Genomic DNA, 20083 nt, shown 5'->3' on the forward strand with positions numbered 1-20083 from the left:
TTGCCGTCAAAGGTCATGACGAGGCCCCGGTGAGCTGGGTGTGCAGGCGCCTGCACTCGCGAACGAGGCGGATCGTCCGGTGGCTGCGCGCGAACTCGGCGACGACCGGGATCTCCTCGCGGGCACCCGTCCAGCGGGCCACGTTGGTGGCGAAGGCGACGAGTTCCGCGTGGATCACGGTGATGCGCTTCCCCTCACCCGGCAGCATCCCGGGCAGCAGAGTGCGCAGGATGCCCCACACCTCGTGCTGGCCACCGGCGTCGGCCAGCTCGGTCAGGGCCGCGATGGCGGGGCGGGTCTCCAGCCAGGTGCGGCGCAGCACCAGCGCGAGCTGACGGCCGATCGCCTCGGCGGGCAACTCGCCCCTGGCGGCCAGGCTCAGGAGCAGCGGAATCGCGCCGGGCGCGCCGTCGGCCAGGAGGAAGGCGAGGATCACCGCCGTGGACTCGCCCATCGGGCCCTGGGCGATCTCCAGGCCGGTGATCTCCGTGGGCGTCACCCGCGTGTCCCAGCGGCTGCGCAGCAGGAAGGGCAGGAGGTTGACGGCCACGACCTCGCGGTGCGAGGGCATCATGGCGGCCCACGCCCGGAGGGTGCTGCCGGACCCGTCGATCACCCAGTCGAACGGCTCACGCAGCAGCACCTCGTCGATCAGCCGATAGCCGGTCGGAGCCGTCACCCGCAGCACCGGCTGCAATCTGACCTCGGTGAAGTGCTCCGGTTCGCCGTCGCCGAAGTCGACCATGGACGCGCCCACCATGTGGCGCCACACGTGGCCGCACTCGGGGTCGGCCAAGCCGTCACCGGCGAGCCAGCGGGCGGCCGAACGCGCCGCCGCCGAGTCGATCTTGGCGGCCCGGTCGGCGGCGGTCCGATGGCCGCCCCGGGGCAACCGCAGCAGCGCCTGCGCCAGGTCGGCGGGGGGCGGCTCGATCCCGGCGACGGCGCAGGTCTCCAGCCGCTCGACCAGCACGTCGGGATCGAGGTGGCCGCTCGTCCAGGTCGGCGTGGCCAGCAGCACGGGCGGCAGGGTGTCCTTCCTGAGGGCTTCGAGGAGTTCCACGTAGCGGTGCAGCAGGAAGTCGTGGGGCGGAGAGACGCGGTTCGGGTAGGGCAGCTGGTTGCGCCGCCGCCACTCGTCGTGTTCGGGCAGCTCCTCGGGCATGAAGGAACGCAGCCGGGCTGGGACGAAGACGACGGTCACCTCCACGAACGGCTCGTCCGGGCCTGGCGGGGGCACCCGCTCTCCCGCCCGCATCGCCGCGATCCGGGCGGGGTCCACGCCGAGCTCGGCCATGCGCTCGTACGCGGGTTCGAGGATGAAGGACGGCATGGCCTCGGCGGAGTCGTCGTACAGGGCATCGGGCCTCGTCCGCTCGTTGTCGGTGGGGGAGTCGTACAGGTGGATCCGGCCCCCGGCGAAGGGAACCCGCTCGTCGCCCTCGCGGGCGGTCGCCCCGTCCGGGCCGTCGTCGCTGTTCCAGGTGATGAAGAAGGCACGCAGCGGGGTGTCGTCGTCGAGGTAGCGGCCAGGCCGGTGGAAGCCGCCAAACATGACCCGCCGAAGCCTCGGCTCCGGATCGGGCTCCTCGCCACGGGTGAGGACACGCACCCGGACGGAGTGGTTCGCGTCGTCCCAGAACTTCTCCGGCCCGATCGGCGGCAGTTCCGGCACGCTCCCGGGAGTGACGAACTCGGCGGACAGCGCGGACTGCCAATCACCGGGGTCGAGGCGCGCTTCCCTGGACCGCCAGTGACCCACGTCCTGCTCGACATGGGGCTTGAGCGTGCGGCGCAGCTCTGCCGGGTCACCCGTGGCCCCGGTGACGAAGGCCGCGAGCCAGCGTTCATTGCCGATCCAGCCCTCGTAGTAGTTGAAGGAGATCGACGGCTCGGGAAACCGCCGCGCCTCCTGCGGCTCGGGCAGCGGCGGGAACTCCTTCCGCTCCAGCGGTTCCCCGGCCGGGACCTCCCCGCCGAACCGCTTGGCCAGCTTCGCGCCCAGGTCGGCGGGGAGGTGGTGGACGCCGTCGAGGATCGCCCCGGTGTGGTCGGCGAACAGGTCGGCGTGCTTCAGGGTCAGCTCGACCGCGCGGTTGTGCACGCCGAATGATTTGTGCGCGTACGCCGTGGTCAGCGCGGTCACGAAGTCGGCGGCCGCCTCGGGTGTCGCCCGGATCGCCTGGTCGAGCCAGCGCAGGCCCGTGGCGGCGAGCTTGGCCTCGTCCCGGAAGGTGAGCGCGTCGACCGCCTCGACCAGGTCGGCGTGGTCGAGCGGCATCGCCCCATGCACCTGCTCGGCGGCCAGTTCGGCGACCGTTCCGGGAGCCGTCGGCAACAACCGCAGGTAGTCGCGCAGGCGGGAGGCGGACTCCACCGGCGTGGGGTCGAGGAGCGTGTGCAGCCGGACGAAGAACCGCAGGTCCTGGGCGTCGCCGCCGCGCAGGAAACGGCTCACGCAACCGTCGAGCGCCTGCTCCCTGGGCAACCCGCGTGCGGCGGCCAGCCAGCGGGTTGGCCGGGGCTCCAGCCGTTCGTCACGGAGCGCGCGGCCCGCGCCGTCGGCGTCGAAGACACGGGGCAGCAGCGCGGCGGTCAGCGGGTCGCCGGTCACGCTCGGCGCGGTCAGCCAGGCGGCCACCAGTGGGTCGTGGTCGGGTGGCACCGTACCCGACTCACGCAGCAGCGCCACGGCCAGCGGCGCGATGCGGTCGGCGGGACGACGTATCCGCTGGACCAGCCGGACCGCGACGTCACGACGCCACTCCCGGGGGCGGGTGGCCGCCACCCGGCACACCTGGGCGACGTCAAGGGTCTCGGCCCAGCGGCGGTTGACGTCACGGCTGGTCATCCACGTCACCGCCGCCGCCGGGCCGGTGATGACGCCGACACCGGTCAGCAGCAGCGCACCGGCCAGCCTGTCGAGCAGGTCGCCGACCTCCCAGAAGACCGTCTCCTCGAAGTCGTCGGGGTGATCGGCGCGCACCTGCTCGGTGAGGGCACGACGCAGCTCCTTGACGAGGCCGGGTAACCGCCCGCCCAGTTCGGCGCGCTCCTCCTCGGTGAGCGTGACCAGCCGGTCGGCCAGGTGGGTGACCCGGTTACGGATGACCAGATCGCGGATCTCCGCCCAGAGGGTCATCGGGAGACCTCCACTGCGGCACGGGCGACGATCCGGGCGGCCAGCACGTGTTTGCACGGCCCACGGGAGCCGCGATGGTCCCACCACCACTCGCAGGTGCAGGACCCGTCGGTCAGCGAGACCCGGCGCGCGCCACCCGAGGTCAGGACGGTGGCCAGCTCACCTTCGAGATGTACGGCTCCCGCCTCGGCGAGCTTGCGCGCCTTGGCCAGCCGTGGGTTGAGCAGGATCACGTTGTCCTTGTCGTAGGGCAGCTCACGGTGGAAGTGGGCGGCCTCCGACAGGTCGTAGCCGACCCGCCCGGCGACGCCGAGCTGCGTCAGCGCGGCCCGCACCCGGTCGGCGGGCATGCCCGCGCGGTCGGCCAGCAGGCCGATCTCGATCTCGGGCTCGAAGTTGAGCAGCATGCCCACCACGTCGGCGTCGTTCTCGACCTCGTCGGTGGCCAGGTCGTCGAGCACCGCTCCCTCACCGGAGAAGCCGCGCCAGCGCTCGGGGGAGAGGGTGAGCGTGTAGCGCATACCGGGGAGTTCCAGCTCCCAGGCGCTGGAGGCGGCGTCGGCCGGGCCGTACATCCGGAGGGACTTCGCGAAGCGCAGCAGCGGCAGGAGGGTGCCGAGCCGGTTGGGGGCGGCCAGCCGTACCGAGCCGGGAACCTGGCGGTCGAAGACCTTCAGGTCCCTGCCCGCCTGCGCCACCCACACCATTCCCTTCCTGGGCAGTCCGCGCAGGAACCGCACCGCCGCCATACCGGCCAGCTCACCGCGCTGGTCCATGCCGGAGGCGATGACCTGCACCTCGGCGAAGCCGCGCAACCAGCGCTCGGGCAGCGGCACCTTCTTCTCCACGACCGCGCCGTCCATCGTGGTCACGACCAGCTCGTCGAGCCCGACCCCCAGGTGCAGTGGGTCACGCGTGCCGATGCGCGCCAGCGCCTCCCGGAGCGGCGCGTTCACGTCGACGTTGGTGGTGCCCCGGTCGAACACCTCGCCGTCGAGCGCGCCGTTCAGCAGGTCAAGCCGGGCGTACACCCCGCCACAGGCCGAGAACGACTCGAACCGCAACCGGTCCCCGTTGCACGTCACCACCGGGTCGCGCACCCAGCCGGGCCGCGCCTGCGGCTGGTGGTAGCGGGCCAGCGCCACGTCGGCGACGCCGAGCAGGGCCGCGGCGGCGGGGGCGGCCTGGGTCACCACGCCGCTGAAGAACCGGGGCGCCACGGCTGGACCGGACAGGGCCCGGCCGCCGGAGGTCGCCAGTCCGAGGCGACCGTCGACGAGGGAGGAGGGCGCGGCGTACGTGTACGCCTGCGTCGCTGAAGTCATGGCCGGGACACTAGATCACCCCACCGACAACCCAGCGCCGACAGAACGCGCACGCCACCGGAACTCGTCCGATGACCGTTATGGAGACTTCCTGACATCCGGCTGTGCCGCTCGCCGTACGACGACCACTTCACGCGGAACTTCCGGCACGGGCGGCGAGCCCCCTGATCAGCGTGGGGTGAGGACGCAGAACTCGTTGCCCTCCGGGTCGGCGAGGACCGTCCACGGGGCGTCGCCCTGGCCGAGGTCGATATCGGTGGCGCCGAGGGTTCGCAGCCGGTCCGCCTCCGCCGCCTGGTCGTCACCGGCGTACGGCCGGAGGTCGAGATGGACGCGGTTCTTCACGGTCTTCACACCGGGGGTGCGGAGGAACTCGAGATACGGGCCGACCCCCTTGGCGGAGCGCAGCACCGCGTGGTCGTCGGTGACCTCGTGCGAGGTCCAGTCCATCGCCTCGCCCCAGAACCGCGCCATGACCCGCGGATTCACGCAGTCGACCACCACCGCGGCGATCGGCCCGGTGTCCCGGTAGACGGGCCGAGGCTCCAGCACGCAGAACTCGTTACCTTCCGGGTCGGCGAGAACCGTCCAGGGAACGTCGCCCTGGCCCACGTCGACGGGCGTCGCGCCAAGCTCCTGGAGCCGCGCGACCAGGTCCGCCTGGTGGGCCGCGGAGGTGGTGGCGAGGTCGATGTGCACGCGGTTCTTCACAGTCTTGGGCTCCGGAACGGCGACGACGTCGATGTAGAGGACGGTGGGGTCGGGATAGGTGAGGCCCACGGGCACGACATTGGTCACGCCGGGCCCCTCGCTTTCCACACTCCAACCGAGTGCCTCCGCCCAGAACCCACCGACCACGGAGTCATCCCGGGCGTCCATCGCAATCTGCACAAGCCGTATCGCCATGCCGCCGATCCTACGTTCGCGCGGACGAGGGACCGCCGGTCTCGCTTTTCCTTGGTTACGGCCCCGCGGAAACAAACAGGCCGCGGAAACGGACAAACCATTTCCCGGGATGCGGATATTTCGCCATTTTTGCCAATAAAGTGCTTATATTTCTCATTGTTCACTTAACAATAAGCAAGGGTGATCTAAGGATATAAACTGGCGCTGTTCCTGGTCTGAGGGTCTTCGCCGTGTACGGCGGGCCCGAAAGCCCCGGTCGCCTGCACGACGCGCGCGTACATCCGAGCTCACGGACGGCGAGAGGCAGGTGGGAATGGCCACGGGTGTCGAGCCGTACCGGATCACCACGGGTGGGGCGGCGCGATGGTATCGCCGGGATCCGCTGGGGTTCGTCGAGTGGGCGGCCCGCGAGCGGGGTCCGGTGTTCCGGCTCCCCGACGACGGGTCGCTGTGCGTGGCCGACCCGGTGGAGGCCCAGCGGGTGCTGCACGACGCCGAGGGCAACTACGATGAGGTGTCCGACTTCTTCCATGTTCGCGGTGGCCTGCTGGGGCCGAGGGCGACGCAGGTCGCGATCGGTAGGGCGGCGCGTACGACGTTGCGCGCCCACCTGGCCGCACGTCGCGAGCGGCTGCCCGCCATCGTTGCGAAGCTGGGAGAGGTCAGTGAGTGGCCTTCGGCCGGGCGCGCCGCCGCCTACCGCTTCCTCGCCGAGGCGCTGCTGCGCCCGGACACCCCGCCGGCGCTGCGGGAGCTGATGACGCTGGTGGTACGGCGCGGCGTCCTGATCCGTTCCGGTGGCCCGCTGGCCCGCACGGGGCAACGGGCGCTGTGGGCGCGCGTGGTCCGGGCGGTCGCCGGTGAGGTGCGCGCCCGGCGAGCCGACCCACGGCCCGGCCAACCCGGCGACCTGCTGGACGCCGTCCTCGGCGCAACCCCGCCCGATACGCCCGCCGCGCAGGTCGCCCAGGTGTACCTGCTGCTGTTCCGTACCTCGGTGGCGCCGGTCGGCCACGTCGTCGCCTGGGCGCTGCTCGCCGCCACGGCCGACGGCGTCGATCTCACGACGGTGCCCGCGGAGTCGGCCGTACGGGAGTCGCTGCGGCTGTGGCCGGTGGCGTGGCTGATGGGCCGTCCGGTGCTGCGCGCCCATCAGATCGGTGACGTACGGCTGGAGCCGGGGGAGAGCGTGTCGGTCTGCGCCTACCTGCTGCACCGTGAGGAGCGGCACTGGCCGCGAGCCACCCGGTTCCGGCCAGATCGGTGGGACAGCCCCGGCCCCCGCGGCCCCTACCTGCCCTTCGGCGGCGGTCCGTTTGCCTGCGCCGGTGCCTCCGTCGCCCAGAGCCTGGCCACCGACCTGCTCGCCGCCGTGACCGACGGCGCCCGGCTGGAGGTGGACGGTGGCCAGGGACGCCCACATGTCGCGGGCATCATCACCCCTCCCGCCTTCCGGCTGCGCCGTACCCCCACGAGCCAGAAGAGGAGGTGAACTCCATGAGGAAGCTGATGCGCCGGGTTACCGGCCGCCGGGTCAACCGGCAGGCGTGGCGAATCTGGTAGGTTCTTCCGCCGGTCGCGCCGGTCGCGCCGGTCGCGCCGGTCGCGCCGGGCCCGACGGCCCGGCGCGGCCCCCGACGGTATGGCAGACGGCTGAACAGGCCGGGCCGCGCGTCGCCGCCGTGTGGACCCCTGAGACGATGCGGCCATGGTGAGGCGGTCGCGTTGAGTCCATCGTCAGAGGCGGGTTCGCTCCCCGCCGACAGTCACGTGCACAGTGAATGGTCGTGGGACGCGCTGGCCGGGTCCATGGAGGAGACCTGCGCGCGGGCCGTCGAGATCGGGCTGCCGTCGCTGGCCTTCACCGAGCACGCCGACTTCGCGGCCTGGGTCCTCCGGGAGGGCGACGAGATTCCCGACGGGTGGCAACACCTGCTGGACGGCCGGGTGCTGACCCCGCCCGAACTGGATCTCGACGGCTACCAGGAGTGCCTGCGGCGCTGCCGCGACCGGTTTCCCGAGCTGCGGATCCTGTCGGGCGTCGAGCTGAGCGAGCCGCACCGGCACGACCGCCGGGCCGGTGAGCTGCTGGTTTCGGGGGAGTTCGACCGGGTGCTCGCCTCCGTGCACTCCCTGCCGACCGAGAGCGGGGGCGTCGACACCTCCGCCCTCTACCGGGACCGACCGGCCGCGGCGGTGGTGCGCGGCTACCTGGCCGAGGCGTTGCTCATGATCGAGCGGTTCGACGACTTCGAGATCCTCGCCCACATCGACTATCCGGTCCGGTACTGGCCCGCCGACGCCGAACCCTACGATCCCACGGCGTTCGAGGACGACTACCGCGTGGTCCTGCGGGCTCTCGCGGGCGCCGGGAAGGCGTTGGAGATCAACACCAGGGTGCCCCTGCATCCGCTGGTCGTGCGCTGGTGGCGTCAGGAAGGCGGCCAGGCCATCACCTTCGCCAGCGACGCGCACGACCCCGTTTCGCTGGCCCACGGTTTCTCCGAGGCGAGGGAGATGGCCGAAGCCTACGGATTCCGGTCGGGAAAGCATCCGGCCGACCTGTGGAGACGACGCTGATCACCCGGGTACACGGTCGTACCGCGTCACCACCACCTGCGAATCACAGGTACGTGACTCGACCAGCCGCAGGCCGAGCCGCTCGTCGCGCGGGACGAACAGCGGACGGCCACCGCCCAGCACGACCGGGTGCACCGCGATGTGGTACTCGTCGACCAGACCGAGGCCGGTGAGCGCGGCGGCCAGGCCGGAGCCGCCGGTGAGCAGCAGGTCCCTGCCGTCCTGCCGCTTGAGCTCGGTGACCTGCTCGGCGAGGTCGTCGCCGATGACCCGGGTGGCCCAGTCGGTCTCCTTCAGCGTCCTCGAGAAGACGATCTTCGGCGTGTTCCGCCAGCGGGGGGCGAACTTCAGGACGTGCGGGTGGTCCGACATCGACTCGGCGTTCGGCCAGAAGGCCACCATGCCCTCCCATACGCCGCGGCCGTACAGGAAGGTGTCAGAACGGTCGCTCAGCTCCTCGGAGTACGCCGACAGCTCCTCGCCCATCAAGGGCCAGTCGAACTCACCGTTCGGACCGTCGATATGGCCGTCGATCGAGGTGTGCACCCAGAAGATGATCCTGCGCATTTCCGGTTCCTGTCCTTCTCGCTTTCACACGGATCGTTCATGGGCCAGCATGCCGGACGGTGGAGTCCGCCTCTGCTGACGGACGACCCGAACCTGACAACTTCGGACGCCTCCCATGGCGACTTTGGTTGCTTACGCGAGGTTCCTGAGCAGGCTACGATCGCCGGTCGCGGTTACGGCCAAGCAGGACCGAAGGGAGACCGATGACGGACAAGGTCGTCAGGGAGAAGGTGCTGTGTTACGTCGTCCGTGACGGGCGACTGCTGGTCTTCCGGCACACCGACCACGGCGACGAGGAGGTCGGAATCCAGGTCCCCGCGGGAAGCGTCAAACCGGGGGAGAGGCCGGAGGAGGCCGCCCTTCGCGAGGCCCGCGAGGAGACGGGGTTCACCCGGTTCGGGATCGTCAGGAAGCTGGGCGAGGTCACCTACGACATCAGCCCCTACCGGTTCGAGATCCAGCACCGCCACGTCTTCCACCTGGAGCTCACCGAGCCCACCCCGGAGCGATGGGCCAGCCAGGAGCTCCATGACGGCGAACAGGAACCCACCAATTTCGAGTGTTTCTGGATCCCGCTGGAAACCGCCCACGTCCTCCAGTCCGGCCAGGGCGCCCTGCTCGGGGCGCTCTTCGACTGACCGCACGACCACCGCCCGGTTCGTGTGGGGGAGATCGGCGTTCGCGCCGGGTGGGTCAAACCGCGGAAGAGCCGCTTGCCCCGGTCCGTCACGCCGTACACCCACCGGCCAATTGCCGTGGACCGACCTGACCCGCGTTGCCGGTATTGTGCACTTTTGTGCCTTTTACCCTTATTCATCCTGTCGTTGCGGTGCCGCTGCGCCGTTTCCTGCCGCCGACGGCGCTGGCTGCGGGGGCGATGATTCCTGACTTTCCCTACTTCGTTCCCTACGGGCTCGGTGGTGTGATCGCTCCGGTGGGCGTGCCCTGGTGGCAACTGCTCGACGCCGGATACACCCACCGGGTACAGGCGAGTTCGCTGGCCGTCGATGTGGTGTTCGCGCTGGTGCTCGCGGGGGTGATCACGGTGTGCGCCGCTCCGGCCCGCGCCCTGCTGCCCCAGGCGCTGGCCCGCAGGATGGGGCGTCGTGGCCGGGCACGGGCGGCACACTGGGCGTGGTGGCCGGTGGCCGCCGCCGTCGGGGTCGCCACCCACCTGGCGTGGGATCGCCTGGTGGACGAGTGGCTGGTCGCCGCCGGTGACCTGACGCTGATGGAGGAGGAGGGGGTGTACCTGGTGGGATCGCTGATCACGCTGGCGGCACTTGGCTCGGCCTGCTGGTGGCTGTGGCGCAGGCCGCTGAGCGAGCCGGTGCCCCAACCGGCCCTGGGCGTACGGCTGGGCCTGCTGGCGGCGATGGGCGTGGTGGCGGTCACGCTGATCGCGACGCTGGGCGCCGGGCTGGTGGTGCGCTCGCTGGTGACACTGACGATCGACGCGGCCGTGCTGGTCCTGCTGGCCTACGCCGTCTGGTTCCATCACAGGCGGCGTGAAATACGTTGAACAGGCCATATGTGGGCAATCATGATGAGCCCCATGGACCTCCTCTCCGTTCTGCCCACCTTCGTCCTCGCCGTCGTGCTGATCTCCGCCTCCCCGGGCCCGGCGATGGCGTTGATCCTGCGCCGCGCGGCCCTGCGTGGTTTCTCCGGCGCGGTGCCCACGGTTCTGGGCCTGGAGGCTGGCCTGTACGTGTGGGCGCTGCTCGCCGCGACCGGGATCACCGCCCTGGTCGCCGCCTCGGAGATGGCCTTCCTGGTCCTGCGCGTGGTGGGCGCGGGCTTCCTGCTCTACCTCGGCTTCAAGGCGTGGCGTACGGCATGGCGCGGCGTGGTGATCGAGGATGCTGAGAAGCCCGAGCCGGGCTCCTCGTCCTGGTGGAGGGCGTTCGGTGAGGGGGCGGTGGTGATGCTGGCCAATCCGAAGATCGCCGCCTTCATGATCGCGTTCTATCCCCAGTTCGTCCCCGCCGACCGGCCCCTGTTCGCCACGACCGCGCTGCTCGCCGCGGTCCAGGTGGCCATCGAGATCATCCTGTATCTGGCGCTGGCGGCCGTGGTCGGACGGGCCGGTGCGTGGTTCCGCCGCCCGGCGATCCGCCGCCGCCTGGAAGCGATCAGCGGCACGGTCCTCATCACCCTGGGCCTGAGAATGGCCGTCGAGAGCCGCTGACACCCGTCTGCGCCTCCTCGGCGAGCTGAGGATATGCCGTACGGCAGATGCCCCGACGCGGCTCTTCGGGTGAGATTTCTTCCGTGAGAACCTTCAGGAGGGTGCTGGCCGCTCTCGCACTGGGCACGACGATGGTCGCCGCACCCCAGACTTCGGGTCAGACCCTGAGATGGGCCGAGTGCGGGGACGGCATGCAGTGCGCCGACCTCACCGTCCCTATCGACTGGAAGCGGCCAGACGGCCAGAAGACCCGGGTGAACCTCGCCAGGATGCCCGCGCGTGATCCCTCACGGAGCCTGGGCCCGCTCGTGGTCAACACGGGTGGCGGCGGGGCGACCATCCAGGACGTGCGGTCCATGCCCGCGGTGGTGTCGGAGCTGACCACCTGGTTCGACGTGATCCTGGTCAATGCGAGGAGCGCGGTCAGCCGGAGCGACAACGCGATCGTGGAGTGCGCGAGGCGACCTCCCGACCTCACCGGCCTGATCCTGCGTCCCGGCGAGAAGAGTTGGCGCGCGCACGCGCGGGCGAACGCCGCCTACGACGCCTCCTGCCGTACGGCCATGGGCACCGCCTACGCGGGCCTGACCTCCTGGCAGGTGGCCCACGACCTGGAGGCGGTGCGCTCCGCGCTCGGTGAGCGGAGGCTGCGCTACCTCGGCAACTCCTACGGCACCGTGCACGGCCAGGCCTACCTGGAGCTGTTCCCCGACAGGGTCGGCCGGATGGTGCTGGACGGGGTCGCCGACCACACCTGGACGTCGCTGGAACGCTGGCTGCTGGACAACGCGCTCACCGAGGAGCGGCAGTTCAGCCGCTTCCGCGACTGGTGCGCGGCCGGGTGCGCGCTGGGCGGCGACGACGCGATCGAGGTGTTCGACGATCTCCTCGCCCGCGCCAGGCGGACGCCTCTGCCCGCCGGGAACCGTACGGTGAACGAGCGGGAGTTCCTCGTCGCCGTGCGAGAGGGGCTCACCCCGCCCGCCTGGCCGAGACTGGCCTCGGCGCTGCGCGAGGCGGCCGACGGCGACGCCACGGCCCTGGCGCGGTTGCTGCCCCCGGCCGCCGAGGGCCCCGGATACCCCCACCGGGCACTGATGTGCCACGACTTCATGCCGCAGGTGCCCGACTACCTCGACTTCCTGGCCGTCGAGTCGCGTCTGCGCGCTGCCGCGCCACGGATCGGCTGGATCCAGGGCCGCTACCAGGTCGCCCGCTGCCTGGGCGTGAGGGCGGACCCCTCCTACCCGCCGCATCCGCCGCGGGTGCGGAACGTGCCGCCCGTGCTGGTCTCCATCGGCGACACCGACGACAACACGCCCAACCTCGCCGCCGAGCACATGGCCGCGCAACTGCCCGGGGCACGCGTGGTCAGGCACGGTGACGGGCACGCCGCCTACCTCATGCAGGGAGCCTCCGGGCTCGACACCACCTGCCTGCGCCGGTACGTCCACGACTATCTGACCACCGGGACGCTCCCGCCTTCCGAGGCACGCTGCCCCGGCGACCTGATAGCCAGGATCCCCCGATCATGACCGGATCATGGCGGGCGCTGCCGGTGATCGTCCGGGATGCCGCACTGGCGGCGACGACGGCGCTGGTAACGCTGGGAGTGCCGCTGCTGACCAGCGTGCTCGCCGACTCCGATAGCGGGTTCACGCCGGTGTGGGGCCTGCTGGTCTGCGCGGTGTGCGCGCCGCTGGCCGTACGCCGCCGCCTGCCGCTGACGGCGGCCCTGGCCTCGGGTGCCGTCGTCCTGCTCGCGATCATGCTCGGTCAGCCGCCGGTCGGCGCCTGGGTCACGGTGGCCGCCTTCGGTTCGGCCGCCTACCACCGTGACCGGGGACGCCCGATGACCGCGGTGACCGTGACCTGCTGGCTGGTCGCGCTCGACCTCATGCTCGACGGGACGCCGCCGTATCTGTCCCGGCTGGCCATGTCGGTGTCCGCGGGGCTCGCCCCGGTCGCGCTCGGCCATGCCCTGCGCCTGCGTCACGACAGGGCCCGGCACCTCGCCCTTGTCGAGCGGGCTGAGGAACGCGCCCGGATCGCCCGCGATGTGCACGACGTGGTGGGCCACCACCTCAGCGCGATCCGATTACAGGCCGTGGGGGCGCGGCGAGGCACCGCCGAGGACGCCGACCGCGCGCTGGAGACGATCGCCGAGATCTCCGCGACCGCGCTCGGGGAGACCCGGCGGCTGCTCGGCCTGCTCCGCGACGAGGACGGCGGCACCGATCTCGGCGCGCTGGCCGCCCGCCTGTCGCGGCAGGGGCTGCGGGTGCGGCTGGACGGCGATCTTCTGCTGAGGGGTGTTTCCCCGCAGGTCAGAAATGGGGTCTATCGGATCGTGCAGGAGTCGCTGACCAACGTGATGCGGCACTCCGGGGTCTCGCACGCCACGGTGCGGGTTGGCAGGAGCTCCGGGGCCGTATCGGTCGTCGTGGAGGACGACGGCCGGGCGCTTCCCGCCGATCCTGACGTGGCGTGGGGGAGTGGCGTGCGCGGGATGCGCGAGCGAGCCGTACTGCTCGGTGGCACGCTCAGCGCCGGGCCGTACGATCCGCACGGTTGGCGGGTGGCCGCGAGCCTGCCGCTGGACGGAACCCGTGAGGCAGCGACCGTGGGACGTCGTGACGTGGAAGGAGCGCGCCGGTGAGCATCCGGGTGATCGTTGCCGATGACCAGGTGTCGACCAGGGAGGGCCTGCGGATGCTCCTGTCGTCCGAGCCAGGTCTGGAGGTCGTGGCGATGGCGTCGGACGGATTCGAGGTGGTCGAGATGGCCAGGCGGCACCGGCCCGACGTGGTGCTCACCGACATCTGCATGCCGCGTATGGACGGCTTGGCCGCGATCCGTGGTCTGCTCGCCCTCGATTCCGCACCGGCCGTGGTGGCGTTGACCACGTTCGACCTGGACGACTACCTGTTCGGTGCCCTGCAGGCGGGGGCCGTGGGGTTTCTCCTGAAGGAGAGCGATCCCGGGCTGATTCTCGACGCGGTACGGGTCGCCCACGAGGGGCAGGGATTGGTGGATCCGCAGGTGACCCCGCGTCTGCTGCATCGCTTCGCGGCCACCTCGCCGCGTCCGGTGACGGAGGAGCTTGCCACCCTGACGCCGCGTGAGACCGACGTGCTGCGTCATCTGGCCGGTGGGGACAGCAACGCCGAGATCGCCCGGAGGCTGGTCATCTCACCCGGCACGGTCAAGATCCATATCGAGCGGATCCTGGCCAAGCTCGGGTTGCGGACGCGGGTGCAGGCCGCCGTCTACGCCCACCGGCACGGGGTGGTCACCTGGGAGGATCCCCGGTGAGCTGGGAGCGGGTGACGGCCTTGGTGAGGGAGGTGACGTGTTCGGCGAGGGCGGTGATCAGGGCGGGTGGGGTTCTGACGGTGAAGGGCCAGGGGAGGCCGGTGAGGACGCGGGCCATGGCCGGTAGGTCCTCCACTCCGCTGACCAGGAGCACCCCGCCCTCGGGGCACGGATACAGGTCGCCGAAGGTGGTGGGCAGGCGGTCGCGGGCGGTCTCCAGGTCGGTGTCGAGCCACACCTCAGTGCGGTGGGTCCAGGCGCCGAGGGTCAACGTGCGCAGGACGTGATCGACGGGGTCGAACCCCTCGGGAGGGGTGAACCGGCCGGGTAGTTCCGCGGCGCCGCCGACCCGGTCCAGGCGGTAGACGCGGACGGTGTCGCGCAGGTGGTCGTGGCCGACCAGATACCAGCGGCGCGCGTGCACGACGAGTCCGTAGGGGTCTACCTCGCGTGCGCCACGGGTGTGCTCGATCCGTACGGTGTGACGCGCGTGGACGGCCGCCGCCAGCGTCAGCACCAGTTGCGGTTCCGGCGTCAGCGGGCCCGTCGTCGCGGAGGTCGCGGCGACCAGTACGGCGACGCGCCTGCGGAGCGGCGGGGACATGACGCGGTTGAGCTTGACCAGCACCCGGTCGGACGGGCCCGGCTCGCCGACCGGTTCGTGCCCGCCGGTTGCCAGTGCCGTGGCGACGGCGACCGCCTCGTCGTCGGTGAGCATCAGGGGCGGCAGGCGCACGCCGTGCGCGAGCCGGTAGCCGCCGTAGCGCCCACGGACCGACTCGACGGGAATGTCCATGTCGCGCAGGGCCGTGACGTACCGGCGGACGGCGCGGGTGTCGGTCTCCAGGCGCCGGGCCAGTTCGTCGGCGGAGACCAGGCCGCGGTCCTGGAGGATCTCCAGCAGCGCCAGGACACGGGTCGCCGGACGGGACATGGTCCCGATTCTAATAAGGGCAGAAAACGTCCACAATCCGGCCTAGCGTTGCGGTCAGTAGGAGATCGACCGAAAGGAGTCGGCCAGGTGTCGACCATCGTTCTTGTCGGCGGTATGTTCCTTGGCGCGTGGGCCTGGGAGCGGGTCACGCCGTCACTGACCGCTCACGGCCACCGGGTTCATCCACTGACACTCACCGGACTCGGTGACCGCGCGCATCTGGGCTCACCCGCCACGACGCTCACCACGCACGCCCGCGACATCACGGCGGCGATCGAGTACGGCGGGCTGAACGAGGTGGTGCTCGTGGCGCACTCCTACGCCGGAGCCCCGGCCACGGTCGCCGCCAACGCGATTCCCGAGCGGATCGCCCAGGTCGTCTACGTCGCCGCGTCCCTGCCGGAGCCGGGCAGGAGCCTGTTCGACATCACCCCCGCGTTTATCGTCGAGGCCATCATGGCGACCGTGCGGGACGGGCTGATCCCGGTGATGAGTGATGAGATCATCGACGCCAACCTCGGCGAGCACGGGCTCACCCCCGAGGACCGCGCGTGGTTGCGCGCCCGTGGCGTCGGCCACCCGATCGGCACCTACCAGGATCCGGCGCCGGACGACCTCGACGCGGTGCGGAAACTACCGCGCACCTACATCACCTGCACGGGAGACCCCGGAGACCAGCCCGACCTGCCCGGACACGACATGGTCGCCCTGGACTCCGGACACTGGCCGATGATCACCAGGCCGGTCGAGCTTGCCCGGGTGCTGGACGAGGCGGACCGGTCGTGACGCGTCCTTTCTGACCGCCCAGCCAGGACCCGGTTCACCCGTCCCCTGCCCGGGGCCGGGCGCGGCGGCATGGGGTCCTCGTAGGCGTGGACGGTCTGGTCAGGGTCGGAGTGGGCGACGACGGCGCCGGTACGGTTTCGACCTGCGGGAACACGGCTGGGGAACCACCGCGATGGGCCGATGAGCGGAATGCGTTTGCCCACTGCTGCGGCGTCGCCGTACCGTGCGGATGTGGATCTTTTCTCACAGACCTGGACGGCGTTGCGTACGGCGGTCGCCGGGCTGGCGGATGAGGACTTCGCGCGGCCGTCGGGTTGTGCGGGATGGCTTGTGCGGGATCTGGTGTGTCACCTGGTCATCGACGCCCAGGATGTCCTGATCACCCTCGTGACGCCCGCCGAGTCGGAGCCGACCCGTGACGCGGTGACCTACTGGAACGTCGCCACGGAGCCGCCGACCGGTGACGATCCGCTCGACGCGCTCATTGTCCGCCTGGCCGCCGCCTACGAGGAGCCGCGGCTGCTGACGTTCCACCTCGACGACGTCGGTTCGGCGGCCGGTCGCGCCGCCGTACTGGCCGATCCCGATCTGCGGGTCGAGACCCAGGGGCAGGTTCTCACCGCGGGGGACTACCTGTCCGCATACGTCCTGGAGTGGACGTTGCACCACCTCGACCTGGTCGCGCACCTCCCGCACGTGGCGGGGCCACCCGCGGAGGGGCTCGCCAGAACCCGCGAGATGCTGGAGAAGATCGCCGGGACCGCGTTCCCCACGTCCTTCTCCGATGCGGACGCGCTGCTGGTCGGCACCGGGCGCCGCGCTCCGACCAGCGCGGAACGGGCCGAGCTGGGGGAGTTGGCGGCGAGAATCCCGTTCGTCCTCGGCTGACCTGGCCGTCAGACCGGTCGGCTTCAGGTCCGGGTTCGCCTGCCGTACCCCGGGGAGTTGGGGAGGCGCACAGCGGCGTCAACGCAACCGCCGCAGGACCGCGACCGGTCACGGCTCACCGCCCTGAGTGCGGCGCGAGCAACGCCCGCTTCAAACCAGCCGGGCGGTGAGCCCCGGGTTCCGCAGGCTCAGGGTGAGTCCGCGGAACCCGGGGCGGGTGTCACACGCCGCTGATCGCCTTGTCGGAGCTCAGTGCCTCGGCCCTGGTCCGCAGGAACGTGCGCAGCGTCTGCGCCTCGGTCTCGACCTTGGCGGCGTCGGCCCCGGCGTTCAGCTTGTAGGAGGCGACGAGGTCGTCGAGCAGGCCGGTGGCGGCGCCGTTCTTGAGCAGTTTGGTGTAGAGGGCGCGGTACTGCTCCTCGTAGACCTTCTTGAACGTGGCGTTCTTGAGGAACTTCTCCTTCAGCGGGTGACCCATGCGCGGCATACCGCCGCCACCGGGAGGCCCCTGCCCCATGTCGCCGGGTGGGGGAAAGCCCTGCGGCATCTGGGGTGCCTGACCCTGCTGCCCGGGTTGTGCCTGCGGGTTCTGCTGGGGAGGTCCCTGACCGAAGCTCATCCTGATCGTGTCGTGGATGCCGCTCTTGGCGTCGCCGTTGAAGGCGAGGTTGAGGTCCCAGGTGATGACCGTGAACTTCTTGGTGCCCAGGTCGTACCACAGGTAGTAGTTGCGCCCGGGTCCCGCCATGTCGTCGAAGTTGACCATGAAGTTCTGCAGGACCGCGTAGCGGGCGAACGACTCCACGTCCAGCCGGTCGCCGAGGCCCGCGGCGAACTCGGCGTCCGAGGCCTTGCTCACCCAACTGATCAGGTCGATGACCGGCTGCATGTCCCTTCCACCGACCTTGTTGATCTGCTTGAAGTCGGTGGTGTACCCGGTCTGGTCCTCGCCCTTGTACTCGAAGGAGCTCGTGGCCAGCGACTTGTACAGTACGCCGTCGCCGAGCTCCTCCGCGTAGCCCTCGTCGAGGTACTGCACCAGCAGGCGCGGTTTCGAGGGGCGGCCGTTGACCGAGAAGGAGCTGTAGGCCGCGCGCTGGGTCGGCTCACCCGAGGCGCCGACCACCGAGATGCCCAGCGCCTCGTTCAGCATCGTCGTCGAGCCCATCGCGGCAGGCCGTACCGCCACCTGGCTGTGGCCCTGGTAGCGGCGGCCCTCGACGAACTCGTCGAAGCTGATCAGCCACGGCAGGTTCTCCGGCTCCTCACCCTTGAGGGACGCGCCGAACAGGCCTCCCGGAGGGCCACCGAACATGCCACCTCCAGGCGGTCCGCCGTCGCCCCGGGGCTGCCCGTTGCCGGGCGGTTTGAACCCGTCAGGGAACCCGCCGGGGAAGCCCCCGGGCCGTCGGCCGCCACCGGGGAAGTTCCGCTGCTTGGTCTGGCCCTTCCAGGTCAGCCCCATCAGGGTGGAGTTGCCCTTGAGCCGGATGCCCACGCTGGGAATCGTGGTGCCGTCGACGACCAGGTCGGCCTCGACGTACTTCTTCTCGTCGTCCTTGAAGTACTCGCCCAGCATGTCCGCGTAGGCGGCGTCGGTGAAGGTGAGCTTCACCTCGTGCGCCACGGAGGTGTCGAACAGGTCCTTGGTGCCGGTCAGGTTCGTGATGACGGTCTTGGCTTCTGCGGCCTGGACGGTCGTGACGTACGGACGGATCGTCCCGCTGCCGAACACGCCCCAGCAGGCGACCAGGAACGCCACGCACAGCACGACCAGTTTCCAGTTGTGCCGGAGGCTGACCGGGATGCGGTGCCTGAGCTGTGTCATACCGGGCCTACAGATCCGTCTGGTCGTACCCGGTCAGGACCGTGACCGACTGGCCGTGGTTGCGCTCGCGCAGCCCGGCGATGAGGTCCGCGGGCTCACTGCCCTTCTTGATCTTGACGGTGTACATCAGCTCGGTGAGAGCGCCGCCGCGGATCGACTCCATGCTGACCAGCTCGAACTCGTCGGTGTGCCGGACCAGCACGTCCTGGATCACGGCGGTGAGGTCCTCGTCCGCGGGCACCTGCACCTTGACCACCTGGCGGCGCACGTTCAGCTGGAACCAGTTGAACCTGCTCATGACCATGATGATCAGTGAGATCGCGACCCCGGCCACGATGGCCAGCAGGTAGAAGCGGGTGCCGACGGCCATGCCGACGCCCATCACCAGGAAGATGAACCCGACGTCGCGCGTCTCCTTGATGGCGTTGCGGAACCGTACCACCGAAAGGGCGCCGACCAGCGCGAACGCGCGGGCGATGTTCGATCCGACGACCAGCATGATCAACGAGATCAGCATGCCGAGGATGACCAGCGTCTGGACGTAGGACTGGCTGTAGGACACGTTGCGGTGCGTGGCCCGGTACACCCAGCCGATCATCGCGCTGAGCACGAACGACAGCGCCATCGCGATCGCGATGTCGGCCACGCTGAACGTGCCGGAAAGATCCTGGAAGGGGAGATCCATGGGGGGTCAGGCCTCCGAGAGGACGGTCGACCGGTGGTGGTCGAGGTCGTGGTCGGGAACGTGGAAAACCGAGCGCGGGGCCAGCCCGTAGGCCTCCACGCTCTGGCAGTACTTGGAGACGCGCGCCACCTGCAGGTTCCGCTTGGCGGTCAGGTCGGTCAGCCAGTACGGCACGCGCTCGTTGGCCTTGACCTCCACGATCGACATGCTCGCCGGGACGATGAGGCGGTTCTCCGCGTCGGCGCCGAGGTGGAAGTCGCGGTCACGGCCGCGGATGCGCTGGTCGAAGGTGACGCGCAGGCCCACGTCGGCGTCGCGGCCCACGTAGGCGTGGCGCTGGTAGCCGGTCATCGCGGTGGTCCTCAGGTCGAGGCGCAGGACCAGGTCGAGCACCTCTTCGAGGAAGGCCCGCTGGGAGGGGTCGTGCTCGACCATCCGCCGCCCGTCGCACAGCAGCAGCGCGTCCCGGTACGGCAGGCGCACCCGGCGTTTCTGGGTGACCCGGTTGACCCGCTGCTTGATCTCGACGAAGACCGGGGTGTCGTCGTTCACGGTCGAGCGGTCGCCGTAGTGGCGGATCCGCAGCTTCCTGCGGAACTTCAGCCCCTCGATCTTCTCCCAGTAGAACCGGAGCTGCCGGGTGTCGTAGTAGGAGCTCCAGATGCCGTAGCCCTTTTCGCCGCTGTGGCGGTCGCGGTCGAGCCGCTGTTCGATCTCCTGCCTGAGCTCGGCGGCGACGGCCGTGCTCACGAGGTATTTGATCTCGTACCGGTTGAAGGCGTGAAACCTGCTCGGTGCCCGCAGCCGGTGGCCTTCCTCACCGTTCACCTCCGCCTCAGAAAGCGGCTGGTCACTGTCGTGAGCTGCGGAGACGGTCTTCTTGCGGAACCTTTGCAGCATGTTCCTCCTTTCGTCAGCACACATCTGACAGTACGA

General features: G+C 70.4%; 18 protein-coding genes. 10 read left to right on the forward strand and 8 right to left on the reverse strand.

Annotation, left to right across the window (positions count from 1 at the left end):
- Positions 1-13: 13 nt before the first annotated feature.
- The 3 genes from FHS44_RS09320 to FHS44_RS09330 form a co-directional block, all read right to left on the reverse strand.
- A complete protein-coding gene (locus FHS44_RS09320; RefSeq protein WP_184713573.1) occupies positions 14-3142 on the reverse strand; it encodes a DUF7824 domain-containing protein in 3129 nt (1042 codons plus the stop codon).
- Positions 3139-4467 (reverse strand): SWIM zinc finger family protein, encoded by a 1329-nt coding sequence (locus tag FHS44_RS09325; protein ID WP_184713574.1) that lies wholly within the window; start codon positions 4465-4467, stop codon positions 3139-3141. Before FHS44_RS09325 ends, FHS44_RS09320 begins: the two co-directional genes overlap by 4 nt.
- Positions 4468-4635: 168 nt before the next feature.
- Complete coding sequence (locus FHS44_RS09330; protein ID WP_184713575.1) at positions 4636-5373, reverse strand: VOC family protein; 738 nt, start codon at positions 5371-5373, stop codon at positions 4636-4638.
- A 313-nt stretch (positions 5374-5686) separates the two neighbouring features.
- Here FHS44_RS09330 and FHS44_RS09335 point away from each other — a divergent pair, with 313 nt between their 5' ends.
- Together FHS44_RS09335 and FHS44_RS09340 are read left to right on the forward strand one after the other, a co-directional pair.
- Entirely contained in the window at positions 5687-6865 is a 1179-nt protein-coding gene (locus FHS44_RS09335) for a cytochrome P450 (protein WP_184713576.1), read from the forward strand.
- A 278-nt stretch (positions 6866-7143) separates the two neighbouring features.
- Complete coding sequence (locus FHS44_RS09340; RefSeq protein ID WP_184715133.1) at positions 7144-7953, forward strand: PHP domain-containing protein; 810 nt, start codon at positions 7144-7146, stop codon at positions 7951-7953.
- Here the strand turns inward: FHS44_RS09340 and FHS44_RS09345 are convergent, their stop codons facing one another.
- Complete coding sequence (locus FHS44_RS09345) at positions 7954-8520, reverse strand: dihydrofolate reductase family protein (RefSeq protein WP_184713577.1); 567 nt, start codon at positions 8518-8520, stop codon at positions 7954-7956.
- A gap of 203 nt (positions 8521-8723) precedes the next feature.
- On the opposite strand from FHS44_RS09345, the gene FHS44_RS09350 reads away from it, so the two are divergent.
- The 6 genes from FHS44_RS09350 (at position 8724) to FHS44_RS09375 (ending at position 14026) form a co-directional block, all read left to right on the forward strand.
- Positions 8724-9158 (forward strand): NUDIX hydrolase, encoded by a 435-nt coding sequence (locus FHS44_RS09350; RefSeq protein ID WP_184713578.1) that lies wholly within the window; start codon positions 8724-8726, stop codon positions 9156-9158.
- A 158-nt stretch (positions 9159-9316) separates the two neighbouring features.
- On the forward strand, positions 9317-10042 hold the full coding sequence (locus FHS44_RS09355; protein WP_312863580.1) for a DUF4184 family protein: 726 nt from the start codon (positions 9317-9319) through the stop codon (positions 10040-10042).
- Positions 10043-10075: 33 nt separating this feature from the next.
- The gene (locus tag FHS44_RS09360) at positions 10076-10711 is read left to right on the forward strand and encodes a LysE family translocator (RefSeq protein ID WP_184713580.1); all 636 of its coding nucleotides are present in this window, start codon (positions 10076-10078) and stop codon (positions 10709-10711) included.
- Between the two features lie 83 nt (positions 10712-10794).
- On the forward strand, positions 10795-12246 hold the full coding sequence (locus tag FHS44_RS09365) for an alpha/beta fold hydrolase (RefSeq protein WP_184713581.1): 1452 nt from the start codon (positions 10795-10797) through the stop codon (positions 12244-12246).
- On the forward strand, positions 12243-13370 hold the full coding sequence (locus tag FHS44_RS09370; protein ID WP_184713582.1) for a sensor histidine kinase: 1128 nt from the start codon (positions 12243-12245) through the stop codon (positions 13368-13370). The genes FHS44_RS09365 and FHS44_RS09370 overlap by 4 nt, the downstream gene beginning before the upstream one ends.
- Positions 13367-14026, forward strand: coding sequence for a response regulator (locus tag FHS44_RS09375; RefSeq protein WP_184713583.1), 660 nt, complete (start codon positions 13367-13369; stop codon positions 14024-14026). Before FHS44_RS09370 ends, FHS44_RS09375 begins: the two co-directional genes overlap by 4 nt.
- On the opposite strand, the gene FHS44_RS09380 is transcribed toward FHS44_RS09375, so the two are convergent.
- Entirely contained in the window at positions 14004-14960 is a 957-nt protein-coding gene (locus FHS44_RS09380) for a helix-turn-helix transcriptional regulator (RefSeq protein WP_184713584.1), read from the reverse strand. The genes FHS44_RS09375 and FHS44_RS09380 overlap by 23 nt on opposite strands.
- 87 nt (positions 14961-15047) lie before the next feature.
- On the opposite strand from FHS44_RS09380, the gene FHS44_RS09385 reads away from it, so the two are divergent.
- A complete protein-coding gene (locus tag FHS44_RS09385) occupies positions 15048-15746 on the forward strand; it encodes an alpha/beta fold hydrolase (RefSeq protein WP_184713585.1) in 699 nt (232 codons plus the stop codon).
- A gap of 231 nt (positions 15747-15977) precedes the next feature.
- Positions 15978-16634, forward strand: a complete 657-nt coding sequence (locus FHS44_RS09390) for a maleylpyruvate isomerase N-terminal domain-containing protein (RefSeq protein WP_184713586.1) — start codon at positions 15978-15980, stop codon at positions 16632-16634.
- Between the two features lie 220 nt (positions 16635-16854).
- On the opposite strand, the gene FHS44_RS09395 is transcribed toward FHS44_RS09390, so the two are convergent.
- The 3 genes from FHS44_RS09395 to FHS44_RS09405 are packed head-to-tail and all read right to left on the reverse strand — an operon-like array spanning position 16855 to position 20047.
- Entirely contained in the window at positions 16855-18462 is a 1608-nt protein-coding gene (locus FHS44_RS09395) for a CotH kinase family protein (RefSeq protein WP_184713587.1), read from the reverse strand.
- A gap of 7 nt (positions 18463-18469) precedes the next feature.
- Complete coding sequence (locus FHS44_RS09400) at positions 18470-19147, reverse strand: DUF4956 domain-containing protein (RefSeq protein ID WP_184713588.1); 678 nt, start codon at positions 19145-19147, stop codon at positions 18470-18472.
- 6 nt (positions 19148-19153) lie between these two features.
- Positions 19154-20047: a polyphosphate polymerase domain-containing protein gene (locus tag FHS44_RS09405; protein ID WP_184713589.1), complete on the reverse strand. Its 894-nt coding sequence runs from the start codon at positions 20045-20047 to the stop codon at positions 19154-19156.
- Positions 20048-20083 lie beyond the last annotated feature (36 nt).

Origin of the sequence: Streptosporangium saharense, from assembly GCF_014203715.1 — a bacterium.
GTDB lineage: Bacteria > Actinomycetota > Actinomycetes > Streptosporangiales > Streptosporangiaceae > Streptosporangium > Streptosporangium saharense.

Bases quoted from the DNA above. Each gene is read 5' to 3' on its own strand.
- FHS44_RS09320 (WP_184713573.1), bottom strand. From the start codon at position 3,142: ATGACCCTCTGGGCGGAGATCCGCGATCTGGTCATCCGTAACCGGGTC.
- FHS44_RS09325 (WP_184713574.1), bottom strand. From the start codon at position 4,467: ATGACTTCAGCGACGCAGGCGTACACGTACGCCGCGCCCTCCTCCCTC.
- FHS44_RS09330 (WP_184713575.1), bottom strand. From the start codon at position 5,373: ATGGCGATACGGCTTGTGCAGATTGCGATGGACGCCCGGGATGACTCC.
- FHS44_RS09335 (WP_184713576.1), top strand. From the start codon at position 5,687: ATGGCCACGGGTGTCGAGCCGTACCGGATCACCACGGGTGGGGCGGCG.
- FHS44_RS09345 (WP_184713577.1), bottom strand. From the start codon at position 8,520: ATGCGCAGGATCATCTTCTGGGTGCACACCTCGATCGACGGCCATATC.
- FHS44_RS09350 (WP_184713578.1), top strand. From the start codon at position 8,724: ATGACGGACAAGGTCGTCAGGGAGAAGGTGCTGTGTTACGTCGTCCGT.
- FHS44_RS09360 (WP_184713580.1), top strand. From the start codon at position 10,076: ATGGACCTCCTCTCCGTTCTGCCCACCTTCGTCCTCGCCGTCGTGCTG.
- FHS44_RS09370 (WP_184713582.1), top strand. From the start codon at position 12,243: ATGACCGGATCATGGCGGGCGCTGCCGGTGATCGTCCGGGATGCCGCA.
- FHS44_RS09380 (WP_184713584.1), bottom strand. From the start codon at position 14,960: ATGTCCCGTCCGGCGACCCGTGTCCTGGCGCTGCTGGAGATCCTCCAG.
- FHS44_RS09395 (WP_184713587.1), bottom strand. From the start codon at position 18,462: ATGACACAGCTCAGGCACCGCATCCCGGTCAGCCTCCGGCACAACTGG.
- FHS44_RS09400 (WP_184713588.1), bottom strand. From the start codon at position 19,147: ATGGATCTCCCCTTCCAGGATCTTTCCGGCACGTTCAGCGTGGCCGAC.
- FHS44_RS09405 (WP_184713589.1), bottom strand. From the start codon at position 20,047: ATGCTGCAAAGGTTCCGCAAGAAGACCGTCTCCGCAGCTCACGACAGT.